Genomic DNA, 23,642 nt, shown 5'->3' on the forward strand with positions numbered 1-23,642 from the left:
TTACTTTGAAGTGGGTACTTTCTGGAAGTTAGTACCAGCCTTAGGGTTAGTCCAGTCATCACCGACGGGGACTACGAAAACTGGAGTGAACCCCTCATGAGCATCGTCGTCACCGGAGCCACCGGACAGCTGGGCCGCCTCGTCGTGGACCGGCTGCTGGCCGAGGTACCGGCCGAGCAGGTCGTGGCCGTCGTGCGCGACGCCGACAAGGCCGCGGACCTGGCCGCCCGGGGCGTCGAGCTCCGGGTGGCCGACTACAACGCACCCGGGACCCTCAAGGGCGCCTTCCGGGCAGGCGACGTGGTGCTGCTGATCTCGGGCAGCGAGGTCGGGCAGCGCGTCGCCCAGCACACCGCCGTGATCGAGGCCGCCAAGGAGGCGGGGGTCGCGCGGCTCGCGTACACCGGCGTCCTCGGCGGACCGGCCGCCGACTTCCTGCTCGCCGCCGAGCACCACGCCACCGAGCAGGCCCTGCTGGACTCCGGCCTGACCTACACGATGCTGCGCAACGGCTGGTACACCGAGAACTACACGGCGCAGATCCCCACGCAGCTGGAGCACGGCGTCGCGGGCAGCGCGGGCGAGGGCCGCGTCGGCGCCGCCGCCCGCCGGGACTACGCGGACGCCGCCGCTGCCGTGCTGACCGGCGAGGGGCACGAGAACGCCGTGTACGAGCTCAGCGGGGACGAGGCCTGGACGATGGCCGAGTACGCCGCCGAACTGGCCCGCCAGTCCGGCCGGCCGGTGGCCTACGCCGACCTGCCCGCCGACGCCTTCCTGGCGGTCCTGACCGGCGCCGGGCTGCCCGGGCAGATGGCCGCGGTCTACGTCGACGTGGACGTCGCCGGCATCTCCCGCGGCCTCCTCCAGGGCGGCAGCGGCGACCTCGCCCGGCTGATCGGACGTCCCACCACCCCGCTCGCGGACACCATCGCGGCGGCGCTCAAGGGCTGACCCCGGGCGCCCGGGCGGCGGGCGGCGCTCCACTCGCGGGGCCCGCCCGCGGCCCGTCCCGGCGCGTTCCCGACCTGCGGCGAAGGTGTCATGACCGTCATGCGATACGCAGATGACGGGAGGAGGCCCCGCACGCTACCTTCGAGCAGTCGGCGAGCGTCCCGGGAGGAACGAGTGAGCGAGCAGCGTGCCGGTCTGCTGTACGGATTCGTTGCCTACGGGCTCTGGGGGCTCTTCCCCCTCTACTGGCCGCTCCTCCAACCGTCCGGCGCGGGCGAGATCCTCGCGCACCGCATGGTCTGGTCGCTGGTCGTCGTCTCCGTCGTGCTGCTGGCGATGCGCCGCTGGGCGTGGGTCCCCGAACTCCTGCGGCAGCCGCGGCGGCTCGCGATGCTCGCCGTGGCCGCGGCCGTCATATCCGTGAACTGGGGCCTGTACATCTGGGGCGTCAACAGCGGCCACGTCGTCGAGACCTCGCTGGGCTACTTCATCAACCCGCTGGTCACCATCGCCCTCGGCGTCCTCGTGCTGCACGAGCGGCTGCGGCCCGCGCAGTGGGCGGCCGTGGGCGTCGGCGCCGCCGCCGTCCTGGTGCTGACCCTGGGGTACGGGCGGCTGCCCTGGATCGCGCTGACGCTGGCCTGCTCCTTCGCCACGTACGGCTTCATCAAGAAGAAGGTCGGCATGGGCGGCCTGGAGTCGCTGGCGGCGGAGACGGCGATCCAGTTCCTGCCGGCCCTCGGCTACCTCGTCTTCCTCGGCACCCGGGGGGACACCACCTTCGCCTCGCACGGGGCCGGGCACGCCTCCCTGCTGGCCGCCTGCGGCGTCGTCACCGCGGTGCCGCTGATCTGCTTCGGCGCGGCGGCCATCCGCATCCCGCTGAGCATGCTGGGGCTGCTGCAGTACCTGGCCCCGGTCTTCCAGTTCGGGCTCGGACTCCTCTGGTTCCACGAGGAGATGCCGGCCGAGCGCTGGGCCGGCTTCGGCCTCGTCTGGCTCGCCCTGGCCCTGCTGACCTGGGACGCGCTGCGCGCCGCCCGGCGCGGCCGGATCGCGGTGCGCGACGCCGCCGTGGTGCCTGACGAGGCGGCGCCGCGCGGGGCCGTCACGGGCTGAGCGGCGGCGTCCGGGTCTGCGGCGCCTCCCGGCGGGAGCGGTGGACACGGACCTTGTGGCGGTTTCCGCAGTGCTCCATGGAGCACCAGCGACGCCTGCCCGGGCGCGAGGTGTCCACGAAGACCAGCCGGCAGTCGTGGGCGGAGCATTCCCGTACGCGGTCGGCGTACGGGCCGGAGAAGAGCTCCACCGCGTCCCGCGCGACGGCCGCCAGGACCTGGTTCCCGGTGACCGGGGTGCGCCAGCTGCGGCCCCCGTCGGGGGCCAGGCGCAGCGCGGGGGGACGCCAGGCGGCCGCCTCGTTGAGGACGACGAGGTCGGGGGCGGGGAGCGGCTCTCCGTGGACGCGGGCGACGGCGATGCGCCAGAGCGCGTCGCGCAGGTAGCGGGCCACGGCGACGTCGTCCGGGGAGACGGTGAGGGCGCCGGGGTCGGGGCTCAGCCGGGACGCCGCCGCCCAGCGGGCCAGGTCGGCGGGGCCGTGGAGGACCTCGTGGCGGGCGTGGGCGCCGGGGCCGCCGGTGGGCAGCAGTTCCAGGCCGAGCGCGCCCGGGTCGAAGCGGTAGGCAACTCCTTCGGATGAATGGAGGACCAGACCGATTGCGGGCTCCGTCATGTAACCAATATAACTGGTTACGAGCGTCGGCCGCGGCCGGCGGGGACGCGAACGAGGGGGCTCGTCATGGCAGTTCACTGGAAGCTCGTGATCGACGCGGCGGATCCGCACCAGCAGGCCGCCTTCTGGGCGGAGGCCCTGGAGTACACGCTCGAGGACCACAGCGTGCTGATCGGGAAGCTGCGGGGCTTCGGCGCCGTCACGGAGGAGCTCGTGACGGAGGCCGCCGGCCGTGCGGCCTGGCGGGACCTGGCCGCCGTGCGGCATCCGGACGACCCGTACGACGAGGAGAAGGGCAGCGGCCTCGGGCGGCGCATCCTCTTCCAGCGGGTGCCCGAGGCCAAGACGGCGAAGAACCGGCTGCACATCGACCTCCACCCCGGTGAGGGGCGACGGGAGGAGGAGGTGGCCCGGCTGGAAGCGCTCGGCGCGAAGGTGCTGCGACGGATAGCCGAGCCCTCCGGCACCTGGGTCGTCATGGCCGACCCGGAGGGCAACGAGTTCGACGTCGCATAGCCCTCGTGCGCTCGCCTTGACGGCAGAGGCGGACCGGTGAAAACATCTCCATGCGTACGCAACTAATGCACACGCAAGGAGATGACGGGGTGTCGGACTCAGAGCGGTCGTTCCTCTTCCTGGTGGGAAGCAGCCGCGCCGACGGCAACACCGAGACGCTGGCGCGGCAGGCGGCCGAGCAGCTTCCGCCCACGGCGGACCGGCGCTGGCTGCGGCTCAGGGACCTGCCGCTGCCGCTCTTCGAGGACGTCCGGCACGAGGGCGAGGGCCGCTATCCCGCGCCGTCCGGGCATGCCGCGACGCTCCTGGAGGCCACCTTGGCGGCCACCGACATCGTGGTGGTCTCCCCGCTGTACTGGTACAGCGTCTCGACCTCCACCAAGCTCTACCTGGACCACTGGTCGGGGTGGATGCGGGTGCCAGGGCTGGACTTCCTGGAGCGGATGCGCGGCAAGACCCTGTGGTCGGTGACCGTGCACGGCGGCCGGAACCCGGCGACGGCGGCCCCGCTGGTGGGCACCCTGCGCCACACGGCGGACTACGCCGGGATGCGCTGGGGCGGGGCCTTGCTGGGCTACGGCAGCAGGCCGGGCGACATCATGCGGGACACGGCGGCGCTGGGCCGGGCGAAGAACTTCTTCAGCTGACCGGCGGCCGGCGGCCTCAGGCCGTGACGTCGCGGGTGGTGAAGCGGGCCCAGGCCGCGGATCCGAACACGGCGACGTAGAGGGCCTGGAGCTGGAAGTTGCTGCGCATCTCGTCCCAGTAGACGGGGTCGCGGACCAGGTCGGCGAAGCTCAGCCAGTAGTGCGGGAAGAGGTAGGGCTGCACGGCGTGCAGTTGGGGGATGGTGTCGACGATCTGCACGGTGATCAGCAGGCCCACGGTCGTCGCCATGGCGGCGATACCGCTGGTGGTGAGCGTGGAGATGAACAGGCCCAGCGCGGCGATGCCGGTGAGCGAGGCGGCCACGACCAGGGCGACCAGCAGCGCGCGCAGCAGCCCCTCGGAGAAGGGGACGGTCGTGCCCGACAGCAGGGTGACGTCGCCGAGGGGGAAGAGCAGCGCGCCGGTCACCAGTGCCGAGACGGCCACGACGAGCGTGCCGATCAGGCAGAAGGCCAGGACGGAGGCGTATTTGGAGACCAGCAGACGGGTGCGCCCGGCCGGGGCCACCAGCAGGTAGCGCAGGGTGCCCGCGTTGGCCTCGCCGGCGATGGCGTCGCCCGCCACGACACCGATCGCCATGGGGAGGAAGAAGGGCAGGGTCGCCGCGAGTGAGGCGAAGACCAGGAAGAGACCGTTGTTGGTGATCAGCGCGACGAAGGCCGGGCCGTCCCCGCCACCGCCGCCGGCCGAGCCGCCGTCACCGGTCTCGATCCGCACCGCGATGCCGATGAGCACCGGGACCCCGGCCAGGACGGCCAGCAGGGCGAGGGTGCGCCAGCGGCGGAGCACGGTCACCAGTTCGCTGCGGAACAGCCCGAGCGAGCGGATCGGCCACACCGACCTGGTCAGGGTGTCAGCCTGCGACATCGAAGCCCTCTCCGGTCAGCGCGACGAACGCGTCCTCCAGCGACGCCCGTTCGACGCCGAAGCCGCGGACGCGGACTCCGGCGGCGACGAGTGCGGCGTTGAGATCGGCGAGTTCGGGGAGCGCCGCGGGTTCCTGCGGCAGTTCCCCGGTGACCCGGTCGCCGTCGGCGGCCAGGCCGGTGACCCCCTGCTCCTTCAGGACGCGCACCGCCTCGGCGGGGTCGGGGGTGGCGACCACCAGGCGCCCGGCGGAGGACAGCGCCTCCACCGGGCCCTGGGTGATCAGCCGGCCGCGGGACATCACGGCGGCGTGCGTGCAGACCTGTTCGATCTCGTCGAGGAGGTGGGAGGAGAGGAAGACCGTGGTGCCGTCCGCGGCCAGTTCCCTGACGAGCGAGCGGATCTCCCGCATGCCCTGCGGGTCCAGGCCGTTGGTGGGCTCGTCCAGCACCAGCAGCTCCCGGGGCCGCAGCAGCGCGGCCGCCAGGCCGAGCCGCTGCTTCATGCCCAGCGAGTAGGCCCGCGCCTTCTTGCCCGCCGCGGCGGCCAGGCCCACCCGCTCCAGGGCGGTGTCGACCCGCGCCCGGCGGGTGCGGGGTCCGGCGGTCGGATCGGCGGCGTCGAAGCGCAGCAGGTTGTCCCGGCCGGAGAGGAAGCCGTAGAGGGCGGGGCCCTCGATCAGCGCGCCCACGCGCGGCAGGACGCTGCGCACCGCGCGCGGCATGGGCTCGCCGAGCACCCGCGCCGTGCCGGAGGTCGGGGCGATGAGCCCCATCAGCATGCGGATCGTCGTCGTCTTCCCGGAGCCGTTGGGCCCCAGGAAGCCGAAGACGCTGCCGCGGGGGACGGCCAGGTCGAGGCCGTCGACGGCGAGCTGTCCGCCGCGGTACCTCTTCGAGAGCCCGCTCGTGGAGATCGCGTGCTCACCGGTCTGGGCGGACGGCTCCCCCATCGGCGCTCCTTCGCTCTGTGACGGTGCCCTGCTCCGCGCCCTACTTCGCGGCCGCGTCGGCGGCCTTGATCAGGGCGTCCTGGGTCACGGTGCCCACGTAGACCTTGCCGCTGTCGGTGATCAGGGCGTTCACCAGGCGGGTGCTGACCACCGTGCCGGTGCCGAAGTCGCCCTTGACCTCCTTGCCGAAGGTGCCGAGCAGCCCCTGCCCGCCGAGGCCCGGGGCCCCTTCGCCGCCCTTGGAGGGTTCGGCGTTGAGCGCCTCCTGCGGCAGCCGCAGCTCGGCGATGGAGTCCCAGCCCTTGCCGAGGACGTCCAGGCCCTGCAGACCCTCCAGGCCGCCGCCGAGGCCACCGAACTCCTCGTGCGCCCCGCGGCCCTGCTGCCCGGGCTTCTCCGCCGCCTTCTCGCCGGCCTTCTCCGTCGTCACCTCGGCGCCCTTGGGCGGGGTGAAGTCGAAGGTGGAGGCGGCGGGCCGGGAGAAGTCGACCTTGGTGAAGGCCACGTCGACGATGGCCTTGCCGCCGCCCCGCGGGGCGAGGGTGAACTTCAGCGGCACACCGGTGCCGGCGTCGACGCCGATCCGGATCGCCCCGACCGTGGAGTCGGTCGCCTTGGGCGTGACCACCAGCTGGTAGGCGTCCCGCCCGGCGATGCGCGCGGTGCCGTCCACGCTGACGGTGGAGGTGTCGTCCGCCGCGTCGAGGATCTTCTTGGCGGCCTCCTGCGGGGTGGCCGGCCAGCCCTCGGGCAGCTCGTGCCCGCCCTTGGCCCGGTCCTCACCCTGCGTCTCCTGCGGGAGGCCGGTCAGGTGGTAGGCCTGGTTGCTGCCGCTGTCGTAGGCCCAGACCTCGTCACCGTTGTGGATGAGGCTGTACTCGGCGGCGTTCTGGACGATCGACACCTTCTGCCGCTGCGGGCCGTCGGCCGCCACGCGCAGGGTGTGGGAGCCGGCCAGCAGCTGGGGCAGCTGCTCCTGAGGGTCGGCCGAGGAATCCCCGCGGCCGCCGCCTCCGCCTCCGCCGAACGGCCCCGCGGCGCCCGTGGCGCCGGTCAGCACGGCCGGCAGGCCGAAGTCCGTGCTGATGCGGACCGATCCGGAGATCGTCTCGGTGTCCGAGGCCGCGACCTTGGCGATCAGCTCCTCGGCCGTGATCCTGGGCAGATCCGGGCTGCCCACGTTCGCGAGCGCCGGTACGAGCCCGATGGTGGCCGCGGCGACTCCCGCCGCCGCCACCGGGACCGCGTAACGTATCGCCTTGGCCCGCCGCCGGGGCTCCCGGTCGTCGTCCATGGGCTGGATGGGTGCCATTACGTCCCTACCTCCGTTGTCAACGGCGGGTTCCCGTCAGCGTCGCACTCGTCCACCTCGGGCCATTGTCACCCGATCCGCCGTGTGGTGGTGCCTCTTATCCCATCAATCCCGCCACCCGGGCGCATCGCCCGCCGGGATCAACTCCGCGTACACCTCTGGGATGACGTCCCCTGACAACGGCTCAGGGCATCCGGCGCCACCGCCCCCGTGGCCGCGGGGGCCGCGTGGGCGCCGGGGACGGCCCGTCGCGGGCCGGCCGGGCGGCACTAGCCCGCGCGGTGCACCACGGCGTCGCAGAGGCCCTCCAGGGCCTGCTTGGCGGCGCAGTCGGGCAGCGGGGCCAGCAGGGCCCGCGCCTCGTCCGCGTAGCGCACGGTGTCCCGACGGGCCTGCTCGAGCGCCGGGTGGGTGCGCAGCAGCGCCAGTGCCTCGGCGTGCCGCCGGTCGTCCGTCAGATCGCCGTCCAGCAGTTCGCACAGCCGCCGGTCGTCCGCCGAGGCGAAGTCGCCGGCGTTGGCCACGGCCGCACGCAGGTGCAGCACCGGCAGGGTCGGCACGCCCTCGCGGAGGTCGGTGCCCGGGGTCTTGCCCGACTCGTGCGAGTCGCTGGCGATGTCCAGCACGTCGTCGGCGAGCTGGAAGGCCGTGCCGACGCGCTCCCCGTACTGGGTGACGATGTCGACGACGCCCTCGTCGGCGCCGGACATCATCGCGCCGAAGCGGCACGAGACGGCGATCAGGGAGCTCGTCTTGCCGGCGATGACTTCCAGGTAGTGGTCGATCGGGTCGCGTCCGTCGCGCGGGCCGACGGTCTCCAGGATCTGCCCGGTGACCAGCCGCTCGAAGGCCTCGGCCTGGATGCGTACGGCCTCCGGCCCGAGGTCGGCCAGTATGTGCGAGGCCTTGGAGAACAGGAAGTCACCGGTCAGCACGGCCACCGAGTTGTCCCAGCGGGCGTTGGCGCTCGGCACCCCGCGGCGCACGTCGGCCTCGTCCATGACGTCGTCGTGGTACAGCGTGGCCAGGTGCGTCAGTTCCACCACGACGGCCGACGGCACGATGCCGGGCGCGTGCGGGTCGCCGAACTGGGCGGCCAGCAGGGCCAGCAGGGGACGGAACCGCTTCCCGCCCGCGTGCACGAGGTGGCGGGCCGCCTCTGTGATGAAGGGCACATCGCTCTTGGTGGCCTCCATGAGGCCTTCCTCGACGGCGGACAGCCCGGCCCGGACCCCGGACTCGAGGTCCTCGTCCATGACGCTCAGCCCGAAGGGCCCGACGACGGTCGTCACCTGGGATTCTCCTGTCGCTGAGATCGCTTCTGCGGCTTGCGGCGTGGCGCTTTACTACACCGGCAGAGTAACCGGTCGCCTCTCGATCACTGCGAGGGCATGGCCCCCTCGGGCCACTACGCCCGGTTTTGCCCGCCTGTGCCACCGGCCCGTCCCGGCCCCTCGCCTCGGCTCGGCCCCGCTCCGCCGCCCGGCCGCCGCCCCACCGCCGCCTCGGACCACCTCTGACGGGGCGCCCGGAACGGGCCCCGCGCGGGGACTTTCCCGCTGTCCCGCCTTCCCCGCGGACCGCCCGCCATGCGTCCGCCGTGCCCCCGCCGTGCGCCGCCCCGGTACGTCCCCCGGCGCGCACGGCGAACGGCGCGGCCCCCGCGAAGTGCGGGGGGCCGCGCCGTGGATGGCCGCGCGGGCCCTCTCCGAGCGGAGCCGGTCCGGGCCGGCCCGGGCCTCCTAGCGCCCGTACGCCTTCGCCACCGCCGCCGCCAGGCGCGGCGAGGCCCACTCCGTGCCGCACACGAAGCGCAGCACCGGCCCGAAGGTGGCCGCGGCGGGCAGGCCGGTGAAGTACAGCCCCGGGACGGAGGAGCCGAAGTCGGCGCCCAGCCGGGGCGAACCGCCGGTACGGGCCAGTTCGGCGCGCAGTTCCGGGCCGAGGAAGTCCAGCGCCTCCAGGTCGACGCGGTAGCCGGTGGCGGCCATGACGTGGTCGGCGCGGAACTCGGCCGCCCGCCCGCCGGGAGCGGCGGTGGACAGCACGACCCCGCCGTCCTCGTCCAGGCGGGCGCTGCGCAGCGTGTGGCCCTCGCTGACGGCGACCTTGCCCTCGAAGCGCTCCCGCAGCCACCAGGCCCCCAGCGGCCCCAGCACGCGCCGCACGAGGTAGAGCCGCAGCGGCGCGGGCAGGCCGCGGAAGTACTGGGCGTGGTAGGTGAAGGCGTACAGCGACCAGGCCCGGCCGAAGGGCGACGGGGGCCGCAGGCGCGGCTGCCGGTCCGGGGGGTCGCCGAAGCCCACGGCGCGCCGTCCGCGGGCCAGCAGCCGTACGCTGGCGCCCGCCTCGGCGAGCAGTGCCGCGCTCTCCAGGGCGGACTGCCCGGCGCCGACGACGACCACCTCGCGTCCGGCGAGCCGGCCCGGGTCGGTGTGCTGGGAGCTGTGCGAGACGGGCCCGGCCGCGGACGGCCCGTCGGAGGTGACGCGGCGCAGCACGTCGGGCGTGTGCGCCAGGCCGTGCAGCCCGCTGGCGACGACGACCGCCCGGGCCCGGAACTGCTCGCCGGAGTCCAGCTTGAGCTCGAAGCCGCCGCTCGCGGCCCGGTCCACGGACACCACGTCGACCTGCTCCAGGTCGGGGACGAGCCGCTCCTGGAACCAGTGGCCGTAGCGGACGAAGGTCTCGGCGGGGATCAGGTCCCAGTCGGTGACCAGCGGCTTCTCCCCGGCGTCCAGGCAGAAGTCGCGCAGGGTGTGGCCCGGCCGGGCGGTGGAGATGTCGGAGGCGGCGGGGGTGGACTTCAGCACCATGGCGGAGGGCATGTTCTCGCGCCAGCTGACCATCGGGTTGCCGAAGGTGCGTACGGGAACGCCCCGTTCGCGCAGGTGTGCGGTGGTGGACAGACCGTACGGACCGGCGCCGATCACGGCAACGGGCGTCGTCATGGGTGTTCCCTTCGCATCGCGGTTCGACGTCGTGACCGGTACATCTGCATCAGGTGCCGGGCGCCCGGTCGCACGAAGCGGGCGAGCATCGTGACGAACGGCCGCGGGTCGTCGGCGGCCAGCCAGGCCAGTTCGGTGCCGGTGGCGCGGGCGGGGGCGTGGGGCGTCGTGTAGCCGCTGCGGCGGTAGGCCAGGAGGGCGGGCAGGTCGATGTTCTCGACGACGAAGCGCCGGCCCTCCAGTTGCCCGGCCCGGGGGATCTCCCGGCCGGTCAGGTCCAGGTGCTGCGCGCGAACGACGTCGATCCCGGCCGCGGATTCGAAGAGCCGGAACTGTGCGCCCATGCGGGGGTTGAAGTCGAGCAGTTTGTAGCGCCCGTCGCGGCGGTCGTAGCGCCAGTCCAGGTCGGCGATGCCCCGGAATCCGATGGCCGCGCAGAACCGGCGGGCCGTCGCGGCGAGTTCCTCGTTGGCCACCACGTAGGCGCAGGCCGTCATTCCGGCGTGCGGCGGCCAGGAACGCACCTTGACCCCGGTGAACAGCACCGGCTCCGTCGCGCCGTCCCCGAAGTAGGCGTGCACGATCCAGTCCTCGGCCTCCTCGCGCGGCAGGTACTCCTGGAGAATCACGCCGGGCTTCGGTCCCCAGCCGCGGGCCAGCGCCAGCAGTTCCTCCGCGTCGTCGATCCGGGTGGTGCCGGGTACGGCGGGTGCCCGGCGCCGCTCGAAGGCCGCCCGGTTCTTGGCGACGACCGGGAAACGGGCGTCCGCCGCGAACTTCTCGACCTCCTCCGGCGAGTCGGGGAAGGCCGCCCGGGGCGTCGGCACCCCGTGCCGGACGCACAGCTCGTGCAGACCCTGCTTGCTGGCCAGGCGCCGGGACAGCCCCGGGTCGTCGGCGCGCGGGAAGAGGAAAAGGTCGTCCAGTTGCGCAGCGTGCTCGGCGATGAGCACGGCCGCCTCCTCGTCGGTCGGGACGAGCACCGTGGGGCGCCCGATCCGGCGGCCGATCCGGCGCAGTCCCTCGACCAGGCGCTCCGCCGGTTCCAGTCCGGTGGTCGGCCAGACGAACCGCCCGCGCAGGTAGCGGGAGGCCGCGGCGGGCGTGCGCCGGTCCTCGGTGACGGCGTACATGGGGACCCCGAGCCTCCCCAGGCTGCGGATGGCCCCCACGCCACCGTGGTGCAGCGGATAGTTCCCGATCTTCACGATCAGCCCCGGCACGGCAGGGTCGACCGCGAACGCGGACTTCACCACGTAATCCCCCCAATGATCACGGTATTGATCGGCCCCTCCCGACCGTGACCTGAAAGGAAGCTAAGCCCGAATTGACCACCACTGCAAGACTTTTCCGGACATTGCGAACTCTTTAGACAATCGAGAATCGCTGTTCACCGGGGCACGAAGTGGCCGAATTCATCGGGGTGTCGGAGGCGGACGCAGGTCAGGAAGTCGGCACCGGAAGGGAATTGGCGCGATGAGGGCGTGACAGGCCGAAGGGGCGGCCCGATGTGCGCTCGATGGACGGCCCGGAGTGCGCCCCGGCGCACGGGTCACGGCAGCACGACGCCCCGCGACCGGGGAGCCGGTCGCGGGGCGCTCGGGCCGTGCGAGGGGGTCAGCGGACGAAGACGCCCGCCTGGTTCGCGAGGTCCAGGAAGTACTGGGGCGCGACGCCCAGCACCAAGGTGACGGCCACGCCCACAGCGATGGCCGTGGAGGTCAGCGGCGACGGCACCGCGACCGTGGGGCCGTCGGCCTTGGACTCGCTGAAGAACATCAGCACGATGACCCGGATGTAGAAGAACGCGGCGATCGCGGACGAGATCACGCCCACGATCACCAGCGGCACCGCGCCACCCTGCGCGGCGGCGCTGAAGACCGCGAACTTCCCGGCGAAGCCCGAGGTGAGCGGGATGCCGGCGAAGGCGAGCAGGAAGACCGCGAAGACCGCCGCCACCAGCGGTGAGCGCCGCCCCAGACCCGCCCAGCGCGACAGGTGCGTGGCCTCCCCGCCGGCGTCGCGCACCAGCGTGACGACCGCGAAGGCGCCGAGCGTCACGAAGGAGTACGCCGCCAGGTAGAAGAGCACCGAGGAGACGCCCTCCGGCGTGGTCGCGATGACACCGGCCAGGATGAACCCGGCGTGCGCGATCGAGGAGTACGCGAGCAGGCGCTTCACGTCGGTCTGGGTGACCGCCACGATCGCGCCGACCAGCATCGTGAGGATCGCGACGCCCCACAGCACCGGCCGCCAGTCCCAGCGCAGCTCCGGCAGGACCACGTAGAGCAGCCGCAGCAGCGCGCCGAAGGCGGCGACCTTGGTGGCCGCGGCCATGAAGCCGGTGACCGGGGTCGGGGCGCCCTCGTAGACGTCGGGCGTCCACATGTGGAAGGGCACGGCGCCCACCTTGAACAGCAGCCCCATGCCGACCAGCGCGGCGCCGATCAGGAGCAGCGCGTCGCTGCCCGCCGAGTCGGCGAGCGCCGGGGTGAGCTTGGCGGTGCCGTCGACCACCGACGCGATGCCGGAGTAGGAGACGGTGCCCGCGTAGCCGTACAGCAGGGCGATGCCGAAGAGCAGGAAGGCGGAGGAGAAGGCGCCCAGCAGGAAGTACTTGACGGCCGCCTCCTGCGACATCAGGCGGCGCCGCCGGGCGAGGGCGCAGAGCAGGTAGAGCGGGAGGGAGAAGACCTCCAGGGCCACGAAGAGCGTCAGCAGGTCGTTGGCCGCGGGGAAGATCAGCATGCCGCCGATGGCGAACATCAGCAGCGGGAAGACCTCGGTGGTGGTGAAGCCGGCCCGGACGGCCTCCTTCTCCTGGTCGCTGCCGGGCACAGCGGAGCCCTGCGCGGCGAAGGAGTCGACGTGCCGGCCGTGCGCCTTCGGGTCGAGCCGGCGCTCGGCGAAGGTGAACACCCCGATTAGGCCCACCAGCAGGATCGTGCCCTGCAGGAAGAGGGCCGGGCCGTCGACGGCGACCGCGCCCATAGCGGCGATGTGGGCCTTCGTCGTGGCGTAGCCGCCCGCCGCGAGCGCCACGACCGCGGCGAAGGAGGCGGCCAGGCCGACGACCGCGAGGCCGACCTGCCCGGTGTAGCGGAAGCGCCGCGGCACGAACGCCTCGAGGAGGATGCCGAGGAGGGCCACCCCGAAGACGATCAGGACCGGGGCGAGCTGGGCGTACTCGATCTTCGGCGCGGTGATCTTGTCGGCGGCGAGCGGTGCCGCCGTTGTCCACAGGCTGTGGACAGCAACTGTGCTGCTCACTTGGATGCCTCCAGCGCCGGCTTGGGGTCGGTCTTGTGCACGTCGGAGAGCGTCTGCCCGACCGCCGGGTTGACGACGTCGGTCAGCGGCTTCGGGTAGACGCCGAGCAGGAGCAGCAGCGCGATCAGCGGCGCCACGACGGCGAGTTCCCGGACCTTCAGGTCGGGCATGCCCTCGACCCCGGCCTTCACCGGGCCGGTCATCGTCCGCTGGTAGAGGACGAGGACGTACAGCGCGGCGAGGACGATGCCGGCGGTGGCGACGATCCCGATGGCCGGGTAGCGGCTGAACGTCCCGACGAGGACGAGGAACTCGCTGACGAAGGGCGCGAGCCCCGGCAGCGACAGGGTGGCCAGTCCGCCGATCAGGAAGGTGCCGGCCAGCACCGGGGCCACCTTCTGCACCCCGCCGTAGGATGCGATGAGCCGGGAGCCGCGGCGGGAGATCAGGAAGCCCGCGACCAGCATCAGCGCGGCGGTGGAGATGCCGTGGTTGACCATGTACAGCGTCGCGCCGCTCTGGCCCTGGGAGGTCATCGCGAAGATGCCCAGGATGATGAAGCCGAAGTGCGAGATCGACGCGTAGGCGACCAGCCGCTTGATGTCGCGCTGGCCGACGGCGAGCAGGGCGCCGTAGATGATGCTGATCAGCGCCAGCACCAGGATCACCGGCGTCGCCCACTTGCTGGCCTCCGGGAAGAGCTGGAGGCAGAAGCGGAGCATCGCGAAGGTGCCGACCTTGTCGACGACCGCGGTGATGAGGACCGCGACCGGCGCCGTGGCCTCGCCCATGGCGTTGGGCAGCCAGGTGTGCAGCGGGAACAGCGGGGCCTTGACCGCGAACGCGAAGAAGAAGCCCAGGAACAGGGCGCGTTCGGCGGTGGTGGACATGTCGAGCTTGCCGGACGCCCGGGCCTGGAGGATCTCCTGGAGGGAGAAGGTGCCCTGCCCGAGCTGGTCGGCGGTGACGGCGTAGAGCCCGATGACCGCGGCCAGCATGATGAGCCCGCCGGCCAGGTTGTAGAGCAGGAACTTCACCGCCGCGTAGGAACGCTGACGGGCCGCCTCCTCCTCGCCGTGCTCGTGCGCACGGTCCCCGAAGCCTCCGATGAGGAAGTACATCGGGATGAGCATGGCCTCGAAGAAGATGTAGAAGAGGAAGACGTCCGTGGCCTCGAAGGAGATGATCACCATCGCCTCGACCAGCAGGATCAGCGCGAAGAAACCCTGGGTGGGCCGCCAGCGGCGGTTGGGGTTCTTCTCCTCCAGGGGGTCGGCGTCGTGCCAGCCCGCGGCGATGACGAACGGGACGAGCAGCGCGGTCAGCGCGATCAGCGCGACGCCGATGCCGTCGACGCCGAGTTCGTAGCGGACGCCGAAGTCGGCGATCCAGGCGTGGGACTCGGTGAGCTGGTACCGGGCCCCGCCGGGGTCGAAGCGCACGAAGACGACGGCGGCCAGCACGAGCGTCGCCAGCGAGACGAGCAGCGCGAGCCACTTGGCGGCCCCGCGCCGCGCGGCAGGCACGGCGGCGGTCACGATCGCGCCGAGCGCCGGCAGGCCGGCGGTCAGGGTGAGCAAGGGGAACGACATCAGGCAACACCCCTCATCAGCAGCGTCGCGGCGACCAGCACCGCGGTGCCCGCCAGCATCGACACGGCGTAGCTGCGCACATAACCGTTCTGGAGACGCCGCATCCGGCCGGAGAGGCCGCCGACGGCGGCAGCGGTGCCGTTGACGACGCCGTCCACACCCTTGTGGTCCACGTAGACCAGACCGCGGGTGAGGTACTCGCCGGGCAGCACCAGGGCGACGTGGTTGAAGTCGTCCTGGAGCAGGTCGCGCCGGGCGGCGCGGGTGAGCCAGGAGCCGCGCGGGGCGACGGCCGGGACCGGACGGCGTCCGTAGACGGCCCAGGCCAGGGCCACGCCGAGCACCATGACCACCATGGTGGCGCCGGTGACCGCGCCCGCTCCGATCGGCGGGTGGCCCTCCTCGTGACCGGTGACCGGCTCCAGCCACTTCACGAAGGCCTCGTTCCAGCTGAACAGGAAGCCGGCGAAGACCGAGCCGAAGGCCAGGACGACCATGGGGATCGTCATCGACTTCGGCGACTCGTGCGGGTGCGGCTCGTGGCCGTCCGCGTCGGGCTGCCAGCGCTTCTCGCCGAAGAAGGTCATCAGCATCACGCGGGTCATGTAGAACGCGGTGATCGCCGCGCCCAGCAGGGCCGCGCCGCCGAGGATCCAGCCCTCGGTGCCGCCCTTGGCGAAGGCGGCCTCGATGATCTTGTCCTTGGAGAAGAAGCCGGACAGGCCCGGGAAGCCGATGATCGCCAGGTAGCCGAGGCCGAAGGTGACGAAGGTGACCGGCATGTACTTCCGCAGGGCCCCGTACTTGCGCATGTCCACCTCGTCGTTCATGCCGTGCATGACCGATCCGGCGCCGAGGAAGAGCCCCGCCTTGAAGAAGCCGTGGGTGACCAGGTGCATGATCGCGAAGACGTAGCCGATCGGGCCGAGGCCCGCGGCCATCACCATGTAGCCGATCTGCGACATCGTCGAACCGGCCAGCGCCTTCTTGATGTCGTCCTTGGCGCAACCGACGATCGCACCGAAGAGCAGCGTGACCGCGCCGACCGTCACCACGGCCACCTGGGCGGTGGGCGCGGCGTCGAAGATCGCGCCGGAGCGGGTGATCAGGTAGACGCCCGCGGTCACCATCGTCGCCGCGTGGATCAGGGCCGAGACCGGGGTCGGGCCCTCCATCGCGTCGCCGAGCCAGGACTGCAGCGGGACCTGGGCCGACTTGCCGCAGGCGGCCAGCAGCAGCATCAGGCCGATGCCGGTCAGGACGCCCTCGCCGGCCCCGTCCACCGCGCCGAGGACCGGCCCGAAGGAGAAGGTGCCGAAGGTGGTGAACATCAGCATGATCGCGATGGACAGGCCGACGTCACCGACGCGGTTGACGATGAAGGCCTTCTTGGCCGCCGTCGCCGCGCTGGGCTTGTGCTGCCAGAAGCCGATGAGCAGGTACGAGGCGAGGCCCACGCCCTCCCAGCCGACGTACAGCAGCAGGTAGTTGTCGGCGAGGACCAGCAGGAGCATCGCCGCGAGGAACAGGTTGAGGTAGCCGAAGAAGCGGCGGCGCCGCTCGTCGTGCTCCATGTAGCCGATCGAGTAGATGTGGATGAGCGTGCCCACACCGGTGATCAGCAGCGCGAAGGTCATCGACAGCTGGTCGAGCTGGAAGGCCACGTCGGCCTTGAAGCTCCCGACCGAGATCCAGGTGAAGGCGGTCGAGTGCAGCGCGCGGTCCTCGCCGCCGCGACCGAGCATGTCGAAGAAGAGCACCGCCGCGACGGCGAAGGACGACCCCGCGAGCACGGTGCCGATCCAGTGGCCCGTACGGTCCAGCCTCCGGCCGCCGGTGAGCAGCACACCGGCGCCCAGCAGCGGCAGGAGGACGAGCCATCCGATCAAGTAGTCCACTGTGGCTACCCCTTAGAGCTTCATCAGGCTGGCGTCGTCGACCGAGGCCGAGTGGCGGGAGCGGAAGATCGTCACGATGATCGCCAGGCCCACGACGACCTCCGCGGCGGCCACGACCATCGTGAAGAAGGCGATGATCTGGCCGTCGAGGTTGCCGTGCATGCGGGAGAAGGTGACGAACGCCAGGTTGGCGGCGTTCAGCATCAGCTCGACGCACATGAAGACGATGATCGCGTTGCGCCGGATCAGCACCCCGGCCGCGCCGATGGTGAACAGCAGCGCCGACAGGTACAGGTAGTTGACCGGATTCACTTCGACGCCTCCTCGGAGCGCTGTTCCAGCTCGGCGACCTTGGCGACCGACTCCGCCGACACGTCCCGGTACTGGCCGCGGCCGCGCAGCGTCGGGCTGACGCTGAGCTCCGAGACCGTGCCGTCCGGCAGCAGGCCGGGTACGTCGACCGCGTTGTTGCGGGCGTAGACGCCGGGCGCGGGGAGCGGGGTGACCTGCTTGCCCTCGCGCACCCGGCGCTCGGCCAGTTCGCGCTGGGTGGCGCGGGCCTCGGTGCGCTCGCGGTGGGTGAGGACCATCGCGCCGATCGCGGCGGTGATGAGCAGCGCGCCGGTGACCTCGAAGGCCCACACGTACTTGGTGAAGATCAGCGAGGCGAGTCCCTCGACGTTGCCCCCGGCGTTGGCCCGCCCCAGCCCCTCGAAGTTCTTGAGCGAGGCGTTGGCGATGCCGGCGACCAGCAGCACGCCGAAGCCGAGGCCGGCTCCGGCGGCCAGCCAGCGCTGCCCCTTCAGCGTCTCCTTGAGCGAGTCGGCGGCGGTGATGCCGACCAGCATGACGACGAAGAGGAAGAGCATCATGATCGCGCCGGTGTAGACGACGATCTGGACGACGCCGAGGAAGTACGCGCCCTGGGCCAGGTAGAAGACCGCCAGGACGATCATCGTCCCGGCGAGCGACAGTGCGCTGTGCACCGCCTTCTTCATCAGCACGGTCGCGAGCGCGCCGAGCACCGCGACGGTGCCCAGCACCCAGAACTGGACCGCCTCCCCGGTGGAGGTGGTGTACGCGGCCGCAGTGGTCAGCGTGGTCACGCCGTTCATGCCTCGCCTCCCGTCCCGGCCGGGGCGGTGCCGCCCGTCGCGGGGACCGTCGTGCCCGCACCGTCCTGCTCGCGCTGGTCGTCCGGCACCGTCTCGTCCGGCTTCTCGCCCTTGGAGACCGCGACCTGGCGCTCGGTGCCCGGTGCCGCGTGGGTCACCGCGCCGCGGTAGTAGTCGCCCTCGTCCATGCCCGGGAAGATCGCGTGCGGGCTGTCGACCATGCCCTCCTCCAGGCCGGCGAGCAGCTGCTCCTTGGTGAAGATCAGCGACTCGCGGCTGCTGTCGGCCAGCTCGTACTCGTTGGTCATGGTCAGGGCACGCGTCGGGCAGGCCTCGATGCACAGCCCGCACAGGATGCAGCGGGCGTAGTTGATCTGGTAGACGCGGCCGTAGCGCTCACCCGGCGAGTAGCGCTCCTCGTCGGTGTTGTCGGCGCCCTCGACGTAGATCGCGTCCGCCGGGCAGGCCCAGGCGCACAGCTCGCAGCCCACGCACTTCTCCAGCCCGTCCGGATGCCGGTTGAGCTGGTGGCGGCCGTGGAACCGCGGCGCGGTCGGCTTCTTCTCCTCGGGGTACTGCTCGGTCAGCCGCTTCTTGAACATGGCCTTGAAGGTCACGCCGAAGCCGGCTACCGGGCCCAGGAACTCAGGCATCGTCGGCCTCCTTGCCTACGAGTTGACGCTCCGCACGGGACGGCCGCCGCGGGACGGGCGGCAGCTCCTGGCCGGGCAGCGGCGGTACGGGGAACCCGCCCGCCATGGGGTCGAACGGCTCCTGCGGACCGGCCTCCTCGGCCGCCTCCCTGGCCTTGTCCCCGCGGTCGCGGAAGACGTCGAAGACCAGCGAGACCAGGAGCAGCAGGACCACGCCGCCGCCGACGTAGAGCACGATCGACTGGAAGTCGTAGTTCTCGTTGCGCAGCGCCCGGACGGTGGCGACCAGCATCAGCCAGACCATCGAGACCGGGATCAGGACCTTCCAGCCCAGCTTCATCAGCTGGTCGTAGCGCACGCGGGGCAGCGTGCCGCGCAGCCAGATGAAGAAGAAGAGCAGCAGCTGCACCTTGATCACGAACCAGAGCAGCGGCCACCAGCCGTGGTTGGCGCCCTCCCAGAAGGTGCTGATGGGCCACGGGGCCCGCCAGCCGCCCAGGAAGAGCGTGGTGGCCACGGCCGAGACGGTCACCATGTTCACGTACTCGGCGAGCATGAAGAGCGCGAACTTGATCGAGGAGTACTCGGTGTTGAAGCCGCCGACCAGGTCGCCCTCGGACTCGGGCATGTCGAACGGCGCCCGGTTGGTCTCGCCGACCATGGTGCCGATGTAGATGATGAAGGACACCGGCAGCAGCAGCACGTACCAGCGGTCCTCCTGCTGGGCGACGATCTGCGAGGTCGACATCGAGCCGGAGTAGAGGAAGACCGACGCGAAGGCGACGCCCATCGCGATCTCGTACGAGATCATCTGCGCGCAGGAGCGCAGTCCGCCGAGCAGCGGGTAGGTCGAGCCGGAGGACCAGCCGGCCAGCACGATGCCGTAGATGCCGACCGATGCGGTGGCCAGGATGTAGAGGACGCCGATCGGCAGGTCGGTGAGCTGCATCGGCGTGCGGTGGCCGAAGATGGAGATCTCGTTGCCCGCCGGGCCGAACGGGATCACCGCGACCGCCATGAAGGCCGGGATGGCCGCCACGATCGGGGCCAGCACGTAGACGACCTTGTCGGCCTTCTTGACGATCAGGTCTTCCTTGAGCATCAGCTTGATGCCGTCGGCGAGCGACTGGAGCATGCCCCAGGGGCCGTGCCGGTTGGGGCCGATGCGCAGCTGCATCCACGCGACGACCTTGCGCTCCCACACGATGGAGAAGAGCACGGTCACCATCAGGAACGCGAAGCAGAAGACCGCCTTGATGGCGATCAGCCACCACGGGTCCCGTCCGAACAGGGACAGGTCCTCGGCGGCGAGCGTCGTCAGTCCCGTCACGGGGTCACCTCCGGTGCGGCAGCGGCGTCCACGGCGGCCGGGGCGATCCGGACGACCTGGCCCGGCAGGGCACCGGTGTCCGAGGCGACTCCCCCGCCGGCCGAGTTGAGGGGCACCCACACGACCCGGTCGGCCATCGCCGTCACCTGCAGCGGCAGCCGGACCGTGCCCAGCGGACCGGACACCTCCAGCGGCTCGCCGTCGGCGACGCCGATCTCCTTCGCGGTGGTCGCCGACAGACGGGCGACCGCCGGGTGGCGGGTGCCGGCGAGGGCGTCGTCGCCCTGCTGCAGCAGGCCCTGGTCGAGCAGCAGCCGGTGGCCCGCGAGGACCGCCTCGCCGCTGCCGGGCTTCGGCAGCTGGCGGCCGGTCTCCTGCGGGGCCGCGGCGCGCGGGCCCTCGTACGGGGCGAGCCGGGACAGCTCGGCGCGGGCCGAGCGGACGTCGGCGAGGCCGAGGGGGACGTCCATCGCGTCGGCCAGCATGGTCAGCACCCGGGCGTCCGGGTACTGGTGGCGCTGGACCTGCTGGCCGGGCTTGATCGCGGCCTCGAAGAGCCGCACCCGGCCCTCCCAGTTGAGGAACGTTCCGGCCTTCTCGGCGACGGCGGCGACCGGCAGGACGACGTCCGCCCGGTCGGTGACCTCGCCGGGACGCTGCTCCAGGCTGACCACGAAGCCCACGGCGTCCAGGGCCGCGCGGGCCCGGGCCGGGTCGGGCAGGTCGGCCGGCTCGACGCCGCCGACGACGAGCGCACCGAGCTCGCCGCTCGCGGCCGCCTCCAGGATCTCGCCGGTGTCGCGGCCGTGGCGGGACGGGAGCGTGGCCACGCCCCAGACCCCGGCGACCTCGTCGCGGGCCCGCGGGTCGGTGACGGGGCGGCCGCCGGGCAGCAGCCCGGGCAGGGCACCCGCCTCGACGGCACCGCGCTCGCCCGCCCGGCGCGGGATCCACGCCAGGTTGGCACCGGTCGCCTGCGCGAACCGCACGACCGCGGTCAGCGCGCCGGGTACGGCCGCCAGCCGCTCGCCGACCAGGACGACCGCGCCCTCCTCGCGCAGCGCCTCGTGGGCGGTGAGGCCGTTGCCGTCCAGGCCCACCCCGCCGGCGAGGGCGTCCAGCCACTCGGTCTCGGTGCCGGGCGCGGCGGGCAGCAGGGTGCCGCCCGCCTTCTCCAGCCCCCGGGTGGCGAACGGGGCCAGCGCGAAGGTGCGCTGCTTGTGCCCGCGCCAGGCCTTGCGGAGCCGCAGGAAGACGCCGGGCGCCTCCTCCTCGGCCTCCAGCCCGGCCAGCAGGACGGCGGGGGCCTTCTCCAGCAGGGTGTACGTGACGCCGTCGCCGGACAGGTCCCGTCCGCGGCCCGCCACCACGGACGCCAGGAAGTCGGCCTCCTCGGCGGAGTGCACACGGGCCCGGAAGTCGACGTCGTTGGTGTCGAGGGCGACGCGGGCGAACTTGGCGTAGGCGTACGCGTCCTCGACGGTGAGCCGGCCGCCGGTCAGCACGCCGGTCCGGCCGCGGGCCGCCGCGAGGCCGCGCGCCGCGGCCTCCAGGGCCTCCGGCCAGCTCGCCGGCTGCAGCTCACCGGTGTCGGCGTCGCGGACCAGCGGGGTGGTCAGCCGCTCGGGGCGCTGCGCGTAGCGGAACGCGAAGCGGCCCTTGTCGCACATCCACTCCTCGTTGACCTCGGGGTCGTCCTGCGCGAGCCGGCGCATGACCTTGCCGCGCCGGTGGTCGGTACGGGTGGCGCAGCCGCCCGCGCAGTGCTCGCACACGCTCGGCGAGGAGACCAGGTCGAAGGGCCGGGACCGGAAGCGGTAGGCCGCCGAGGTCAGGGCGCCGACCGGGCAGATCTGGATGGTGTTGCCCGAGAAGTACGACTGGAAGGGGTCGCCCTCTCCGGTGCCGACCTGCTGCAGCGCGCCGCGCTCCAGCAGCTCGATCATCGGGTCGCCGGCGATCTGCTGCGAGAAGCGGGTGCAGCGCGCGCACAGCACGCAGCGCTCGCGGTCCAGCAGCACCTGGGTGGAGATCGGCACCGGCTTCTCGTAGGTCCGCTTGCGTCCCTCGAAGCGGGTGTCGGCCTGGCCGGCGGACATCGCCTGGTTCTGCAGCGGGCACTCGCCGCCCTTGTCGCAGACCGGGCAGTCCAGCGGGTGGTTGATGAGCAGCAGCTCCATCACCCCGCGCTGGGCCTTGTCCGCGACGCCGGAGGTGAGCTGGGTCCTGACGACCATCCCGTCGGTGCAGGTGATCGTGCAGGACGCCATCGGCTTGCGCTGGCCCTCGACCTCGACGATGCACTGGCGGCAGGCGCCCACGGGGTCGAGGAGGGGATGGTCGCAGAAGCGCGGGATCTCGATGCCGATCATCTCGGCGGCACGGATCACCAGGGTGCCCTTGGGCACGGAGATCTCGACGCCGTCGATGCTGACGGACACCAGGTCCTCGGGCGGCACCGCCGCCTCACCGGAGGCGGCGTTGGTCGTGACGGTCACGCGTTCACCTCCAGGTGAGACTTGTCGGCCCAGACCGTGGACTTGGACGGGTCGAAGGGGCAGCCGCGGCCCTCCAGGTGCTCCACGTACTCGTCGCGGAAGTACTGGAGGGAGGAGAAGATCGGGCTGGCCGCTCCGTCGCCGAGGGCGCAGAAGGACTTGCCGTTGATGTTGTCGGCGATGTCGGCGAGCTTGTCGAGGTCCGCCAGGGTCCCCTTGCCCGCCTCGATGTCGCGCAGCAACTGGACGAGCCAGTACGTGCCCTCGCGGCAGGGGGTGCACTTGCCGCAGGACTCGTGGGCGTAGAACTCGGTCCAGCGGGTGACGGCGCGCACCACGCAGGTCGTCTCGTCGAAGCACTGCAGCGCCTTGGTGCCGAGCATGGAGCCCGCGGCGCCGACGCCCTCGTAGTCCAGCGGGACGTCGAGGTGCTCGTCGGTGAACATCGGCGTCGAGGAGCCGCCCGGGGTCCAGAACTTCAGCTTGTGGCCGGGCCGCATGCCGCCGCTGAGGGTCAGCAGCTGGCGCAGCGTGACGCCCAGCGGGGCCTCGTACTGGCCGGGGTTGGCGACGTGGCCGCTGAGCGAGTAGAGCGTGAAGCCCGGGGACTTCTCGCTGCCCATCGAGCGGAACCAGTCCTTGCCCTTGAGCAGGATCGACGGCACCGAGGCGATGGACTCGACGTTGTTGACCACCGTCGGGCAGGCGTAGAGACCCTCGACCGCCGGGAAGGGCGGACGCAGCCGGGGCTGGCCGCGGCGTCCCTCCAGGGAGTCCAGCAGCGCGGTCTCCTCACCGCAGATGTAGGCGCCCGCGCCGGCGTGGACGGTCAGCTCCAGGTCGAAGCCGCTGCCCAGGATGTCCTTGCCGAGGAGTCCCGCCTCGTACGCCTCGGCCACCGCGTGGTGCAGCCGCCGCAGCACGGGGACGACCTCGCCGCGCAGGTAGATGAAGGCGTGGTTCGAGCGGATCGCGTGGCAGGCGATCACCATGCCCTCGATGAGCGAGTGCGGGTTGGCGAAGAGCAGCGGGATGTCCTTGCAGGTGCCGGGCTCCGACTCGTCCGCGTTGACGACGAGGTAGTGCGGCTTGCCGTCGCCCTGCGGGATGAACTGCCACTTCATCCCGGTGGGGAAGCCCGCGCCGCCGCGGCCGCGCAGGCCGGCGTCCTTGACGAGGGCGATCACGTCGTCCGGGGGCAGGGCCAGCGCCTTGCGCAGGCCCTCGTAGCCCTCGTGGCGACGGTACGTCTTGAGGGTCCAGGACTGCGGATCGTCCCAGAAGGCCGAGAGAACGGGTGACAGTACCTTCTCCGCCGAGTCGACCATGG

Annotated in this window: 20 protein-coding genes; 4 read left to right on the forward strand and 16 right to left on the reverse strand. The window is 72.1% G+C overall.

The annotated features are described in order from the left end of the window. Window positions 1-96 precede the first annotated feature (96 nt). Window positions 97-954 (forward strand): SDR family oxidoreductase, encoded by an 858-nt coding sequence (locus tag ACFZAU_RS08320; protein WP_500551516.1) that lies wholly within the window; start codon window positions 97-99, stop codon window positions 952-954. Between the two features lie 174 nt (window positions 955-1,128). Next, window positions 1,129-2,073 carry an EamA family transporter RarD gene (rarD, locus tag ACFZAU_RS08325; protein ID WP_500551517.1) on the forward strand — a complete coding sequence of 315 codons (945 nt, stop codon included), beginning with the start codon at window positions 1,129-1,131 and terminating at the stop codon, window positions 2,071-2,073. On the opposite strand, the gene ACFZAU_RS08330 is transcribed toward rarD, so the two are convergent. Further along, entirely contained in the window at window positions 2,063-2,689 is a 627-nt protein-coding gene (locus tag ACFZAU_RS08330) for a CGNR zinc finger domain-containing protein (protein ID WP_500551518.1), read from the reverse strand. The genes rarD and ACFZAU_RS08330 overlap by 11 nt on opposite strands. A 66-nt stretch (window positions 2,690-2,755) precedes the next feature. Between ACFZAU_RS08330 and ACFZAU_RS08335 the strand changes: the two genes are divergently transcribed. Beyond that, complete coding sequence (locus tag ACFZAU_RS08335; protein ID WP_500551519.1) at window positions 2,756-3,205, forward strand: VOC family protein; 450 nt, start codon at window positions 2,756-2,758, stop codon at window positions 3,203-3,205. A gap of 89 nt (window positions 3,206-3,294) precedes the next feature. Beyond that, window positions 3,295-3,852, forward strand: a complete 558-nt coding sequence (locus tag ACFZAU_RS08340; protein ID WP_500551520.1) for a flavodoxin family protein — start codon at window positions 3,295-3,297, stop codon at window positions 3,850-3,852. A 16-nt stretch (window positions 3,853-3,868) separates the two neighbouring features. On the opposite strand, the gene ACFZAU_RS08345 is transcribed toward ACFZAU_RS08340, so the two are convergent. From ACFZAU_RS08345 to nuoF, 15 genes are all read right to left on the reverse strand, one after another. Next, complete coding sequence (locus ACFZAU_RS08345) at window positions 3,869-4,741, reverse strand: ABC transporter permease (protein WP_499606386.1); 873 nt, start codon at window positions 4,739-4,741, stop codon at window positions 3,869-3,871. Next, entirely contained in the window at window positions 4,728-5,693 is a 966-nt protein-coding gene (locus ACFZAU_RS08350) for an ABC transporter ATP-binding protein (RefSeq protein ID WP_500551521.1), read from the reverse strand. Before ACFZAU_RS08350 ends, ACFZAU_RS08345 begins: the two co-directional genes overlap by 14 nt. A 40-nt stretch (window positions 5,694-5,733) precedes the next feature. After that, entirely contained in the window at window positions 5,734-7,005 is a 1,272-nt protein-coding gene (locus ACFZAU_RS08355; RefSeq protein ID WP_500551522.1) for a LolA family protein, read from the reverse strand. Between the two features lie 269 nt (window positions 7,006-7,274). Further along, entirely contained in the window at window positions 7,275-8,261 is a 987-nt protein-coding gene (locus ACFZAU_RS08360; RefSeq protein ID WP_500551608.1) for a polyprenyl synthetase family protein, read from the reverse strand. Between the two features lie 486 nt (window positions 8,262-8,747). Next, entirely contained in the window at window positions 8,748-9,956 is a 1,209-nt protein-coding gene (locus ACFZAU_RS08365) for an FAD-dependent oxidoreductase (protein ID WP_500551523.1), read from the reverse strand. After that, window positions 9,953-11,212, reverse strand: coding sequence for a carboxylate--amine ligase (locus tag ACFZAU_RS08370; protein ID WP_500551524.1), 1,260 nt, complete (start codon window positions 11,210-11,212; stop codon window positions 9,953-9,955). Before ACFZAU_RS08370 ends, ACFZAU_RS08365 begins: the two co-directional genes overlap by 4 nt. A gap of 361 nt (window positions 11,213-11,573) precedes the next feature. After that, entirely contained in the window at window positions 11,574-13,226 is a 1,653-nt protein-coding gene (gene nuoN / locus ACFZAU_RS08375; RefSeq protein WP_500551525.1) for an NADH-quinone oxidoreductase subunit NuoN, read from the reverse strand. Continuing rightward, window positions 13,223-14,818, reverse strand: coding sequence for an NADH-quinone oxidoreductase subunit M (locus ACFZAU_RS08380; protein ID WP_499606380.1), 1,596 nt, complete (start codon window positions 14,816-14,818; stop codon window positions 13,223-13,225). Before ACFZAU_RS08380 ends, nuoN begins: the two co-directional genes overlap by 4 nt. Next, on the reverse strand, window positions 14,818-16,716 hold the full coding sequence (nuoL, locus tag ACFZAU_RS08385) for an NADH-quinone oxidoreductase subunit L (RefSeq protein ID WP_500462415.1): 1,899 nt from the start codon (window positions 16,714-16,716) through the stop codon (window positions 14,818-14,820). Before nuoL ends, ACFZAU_RS08380 begins: the two co-directional genes overlap by 1 nt. A gap of 12 nt (window positions 16,717-16,728) precedes the next feature. Beyond that, window positions 16,729-17,028 carry an NADH-quinone oxidoreductase subunit NuoK gene (nuoK, locus tag ACFZAU_RS08390; RefSeq protein WP_018558801.1) on the reverse strand — a complete coding sequence of 100 codons (300 nt, stop codon included), beginning with the start codon at window positions 17,026-17,028 and terminating at the stop codon, window positions 16,729-16,731. Continuing rightward, window positions 17,025-17,831: an NADH-quinone oxidoreductase subunit J gene (locus tag ACFZAU_RS08395; protein WP_500551526.1), complete on the reverse strand. Its 807-nt coding sequence runs from the start codon at window positions 17,829-17,831 to the stop codon at window positions 17,025-17,027. The genes nuoK and ACFZAU_RS08395 overlap by 4 nt, the downstream gene beginning before the upstream one ends. Beyond that, window positions 17,828-18,484 carry an NADH-quinone oxidoreductase subunit NuoI gene (gene nuoI, locus ACFZAU_RS08400; RefSeq protein WP_499606377.1) on the reverse strand — a complete coding sequence of 219 codons (657 nt, stop codon included), beginning with the start codon at window positions 18,482-18,484 and terminating at the stop codon, window positions 17,828-17,830. The genes ACFZAU_RS08395 and nuoI overlap by 4 nt, the downstream gene beginning before the upstream one ends. Next, the gene (gene nuoH / locus ACFZAU_RS08405; protein WP_499606376.1) at window positions 18,477-19,814 is read right to left on the reverse strand and encodes an NADH-quinone oxidoreductase subunit NuoH; all 1,338 of its coding nucleotides are present in this window, start codon (window positions 19,812-19,814) and stop codon (window positions 18,477-18,479) included. Before nuoH ends, nuoI begins: the two co-directional genes overlap by 8 nt. Then, entirely contained in the window at window positions 19,811-22,312 is a 2,502-nt protein-coding gene (locus ACFZAU_RS08410) for an NADH-quinone oxidoreductase subunit G (protein ID WP_500551527.1), read from the reverse strand. The genes nuoH and ACFZAU_RS08410 overlap by 4 nt, the downstream gene beginning before the upstream one ends. Then, complete coding sequence (nuoF, locus tag ACFZAU_RS08415; RefSeq protein WP_500551609.1) at window positions 22,309-23,640, reverse strand: NADH-quinone oxidoreductase subunit NuoF; 1,332 nt, start codon at window positions 23,638-23,640, stop codon at window positions 22,309-22,311. The genes ACFZAU_RS08410 and nuoF overlap by 4 nt, the downstream gene beginning before the upstream one ends. Window positions 23,641-23,642 lie beyond the last annotated feature (2 nt).

It is taken from the genome of Streptomyces sp. NPDC008238, assembly GCF_042956445.1.
Lineage (GTDB): Bacteria > Actinomycetota > Actinomycetes > Streptomycetales > Streptomycetaceae > Actinacidiphila.

Bases quoted from the DNA above. Each gene is read 5' to 3' on its own strand.
- ACFZAU_RS08320 (WP_500551516.1), top strand. From the start codon at position 97: ATGAGCATCGTCGTCACCGGAGCCACCGGACAGCTGGGCCGCCTCGTC.
- ACFZAU_RS08330 (WP_500551518.1), bottom strand. From the start codon at position 2,689: ATGACGGAGCCCGCAATCGGTCTGGTCCTCCATTCATCCGAAGGAGTT.
- ACFZAU_RS08335 (WP_500551519.1), top strand. From the start codon at position 2,756: ATGGCAGTTCACTGGAAGCTCGTGATCGACGCGGCGGATCCGCACCAG.
- ACFZAU_RS08345 (WP_499606386.1), bottom strand. From the start codon at position 4,741: ATGTCGCAGGCTGACACCCTGACCAGGTCGGTGTGGCCGATCCGCTCG.
- ACFZAU_RS08350 (WP_500551521.1), bottom strand. From the start codon at position 5,693: ATGGGGGAGCCGTCCGCCCAGACCGGTGAGCACGCGATCTCCACGAGC.
- ACFZAU_RS08355 (WP_500551522.1), bottom strand. From the start codon at position 7,005: ATGGCACCCATCCAGCCCATGGACGACGACCGGGAGCCCCGGCGGCGG.
- ACFZAU_RS08360 (WP_500551608.1), bottom strand. From the start codon at position 8,261: ATGGACGAGGACCTCGAGTCCGGGGTCCGGGCCGGGCTGTCCGCCGTC.
- ACFZAU_RS08365 (WP_500551523.1), bottom strand. From the start codon at position 9,956: ATGACGACGCCCGTTGCCGTGATCGGCGCCGGTCCGTACGGTCTGTCC.
- ACFZAU_RS08380 (WP_499606380.1), bottom strand. From the start codon at position 14,818: ATGTCGTTCCCCTTGCTCACCCTGACCGCCGGCCTGCCGGCGCTCGGC.
- ACFZAU_RS08395 (WP_500551526.1), bottom strand. From the start codon at position 17,831: ATGAACGGCGTGACCACGCTGACCACTGCGGCCGCGTACACCACCTCC.
- nuoI (WP_499606377.1), bottom strand. From the start codon at position 18,484: ATGCCTGAGTTCCTGGGCCCGGTAGCCGGCTTCGGCGTGACCTTCAAG.
- nuoF (WP_500551609.1), bottom strand. From the start codon at position 23,640: ATGGTCGACTCGGCGGAGAAGGTACTGTCACCCGTTCTCTCGGCCTTC.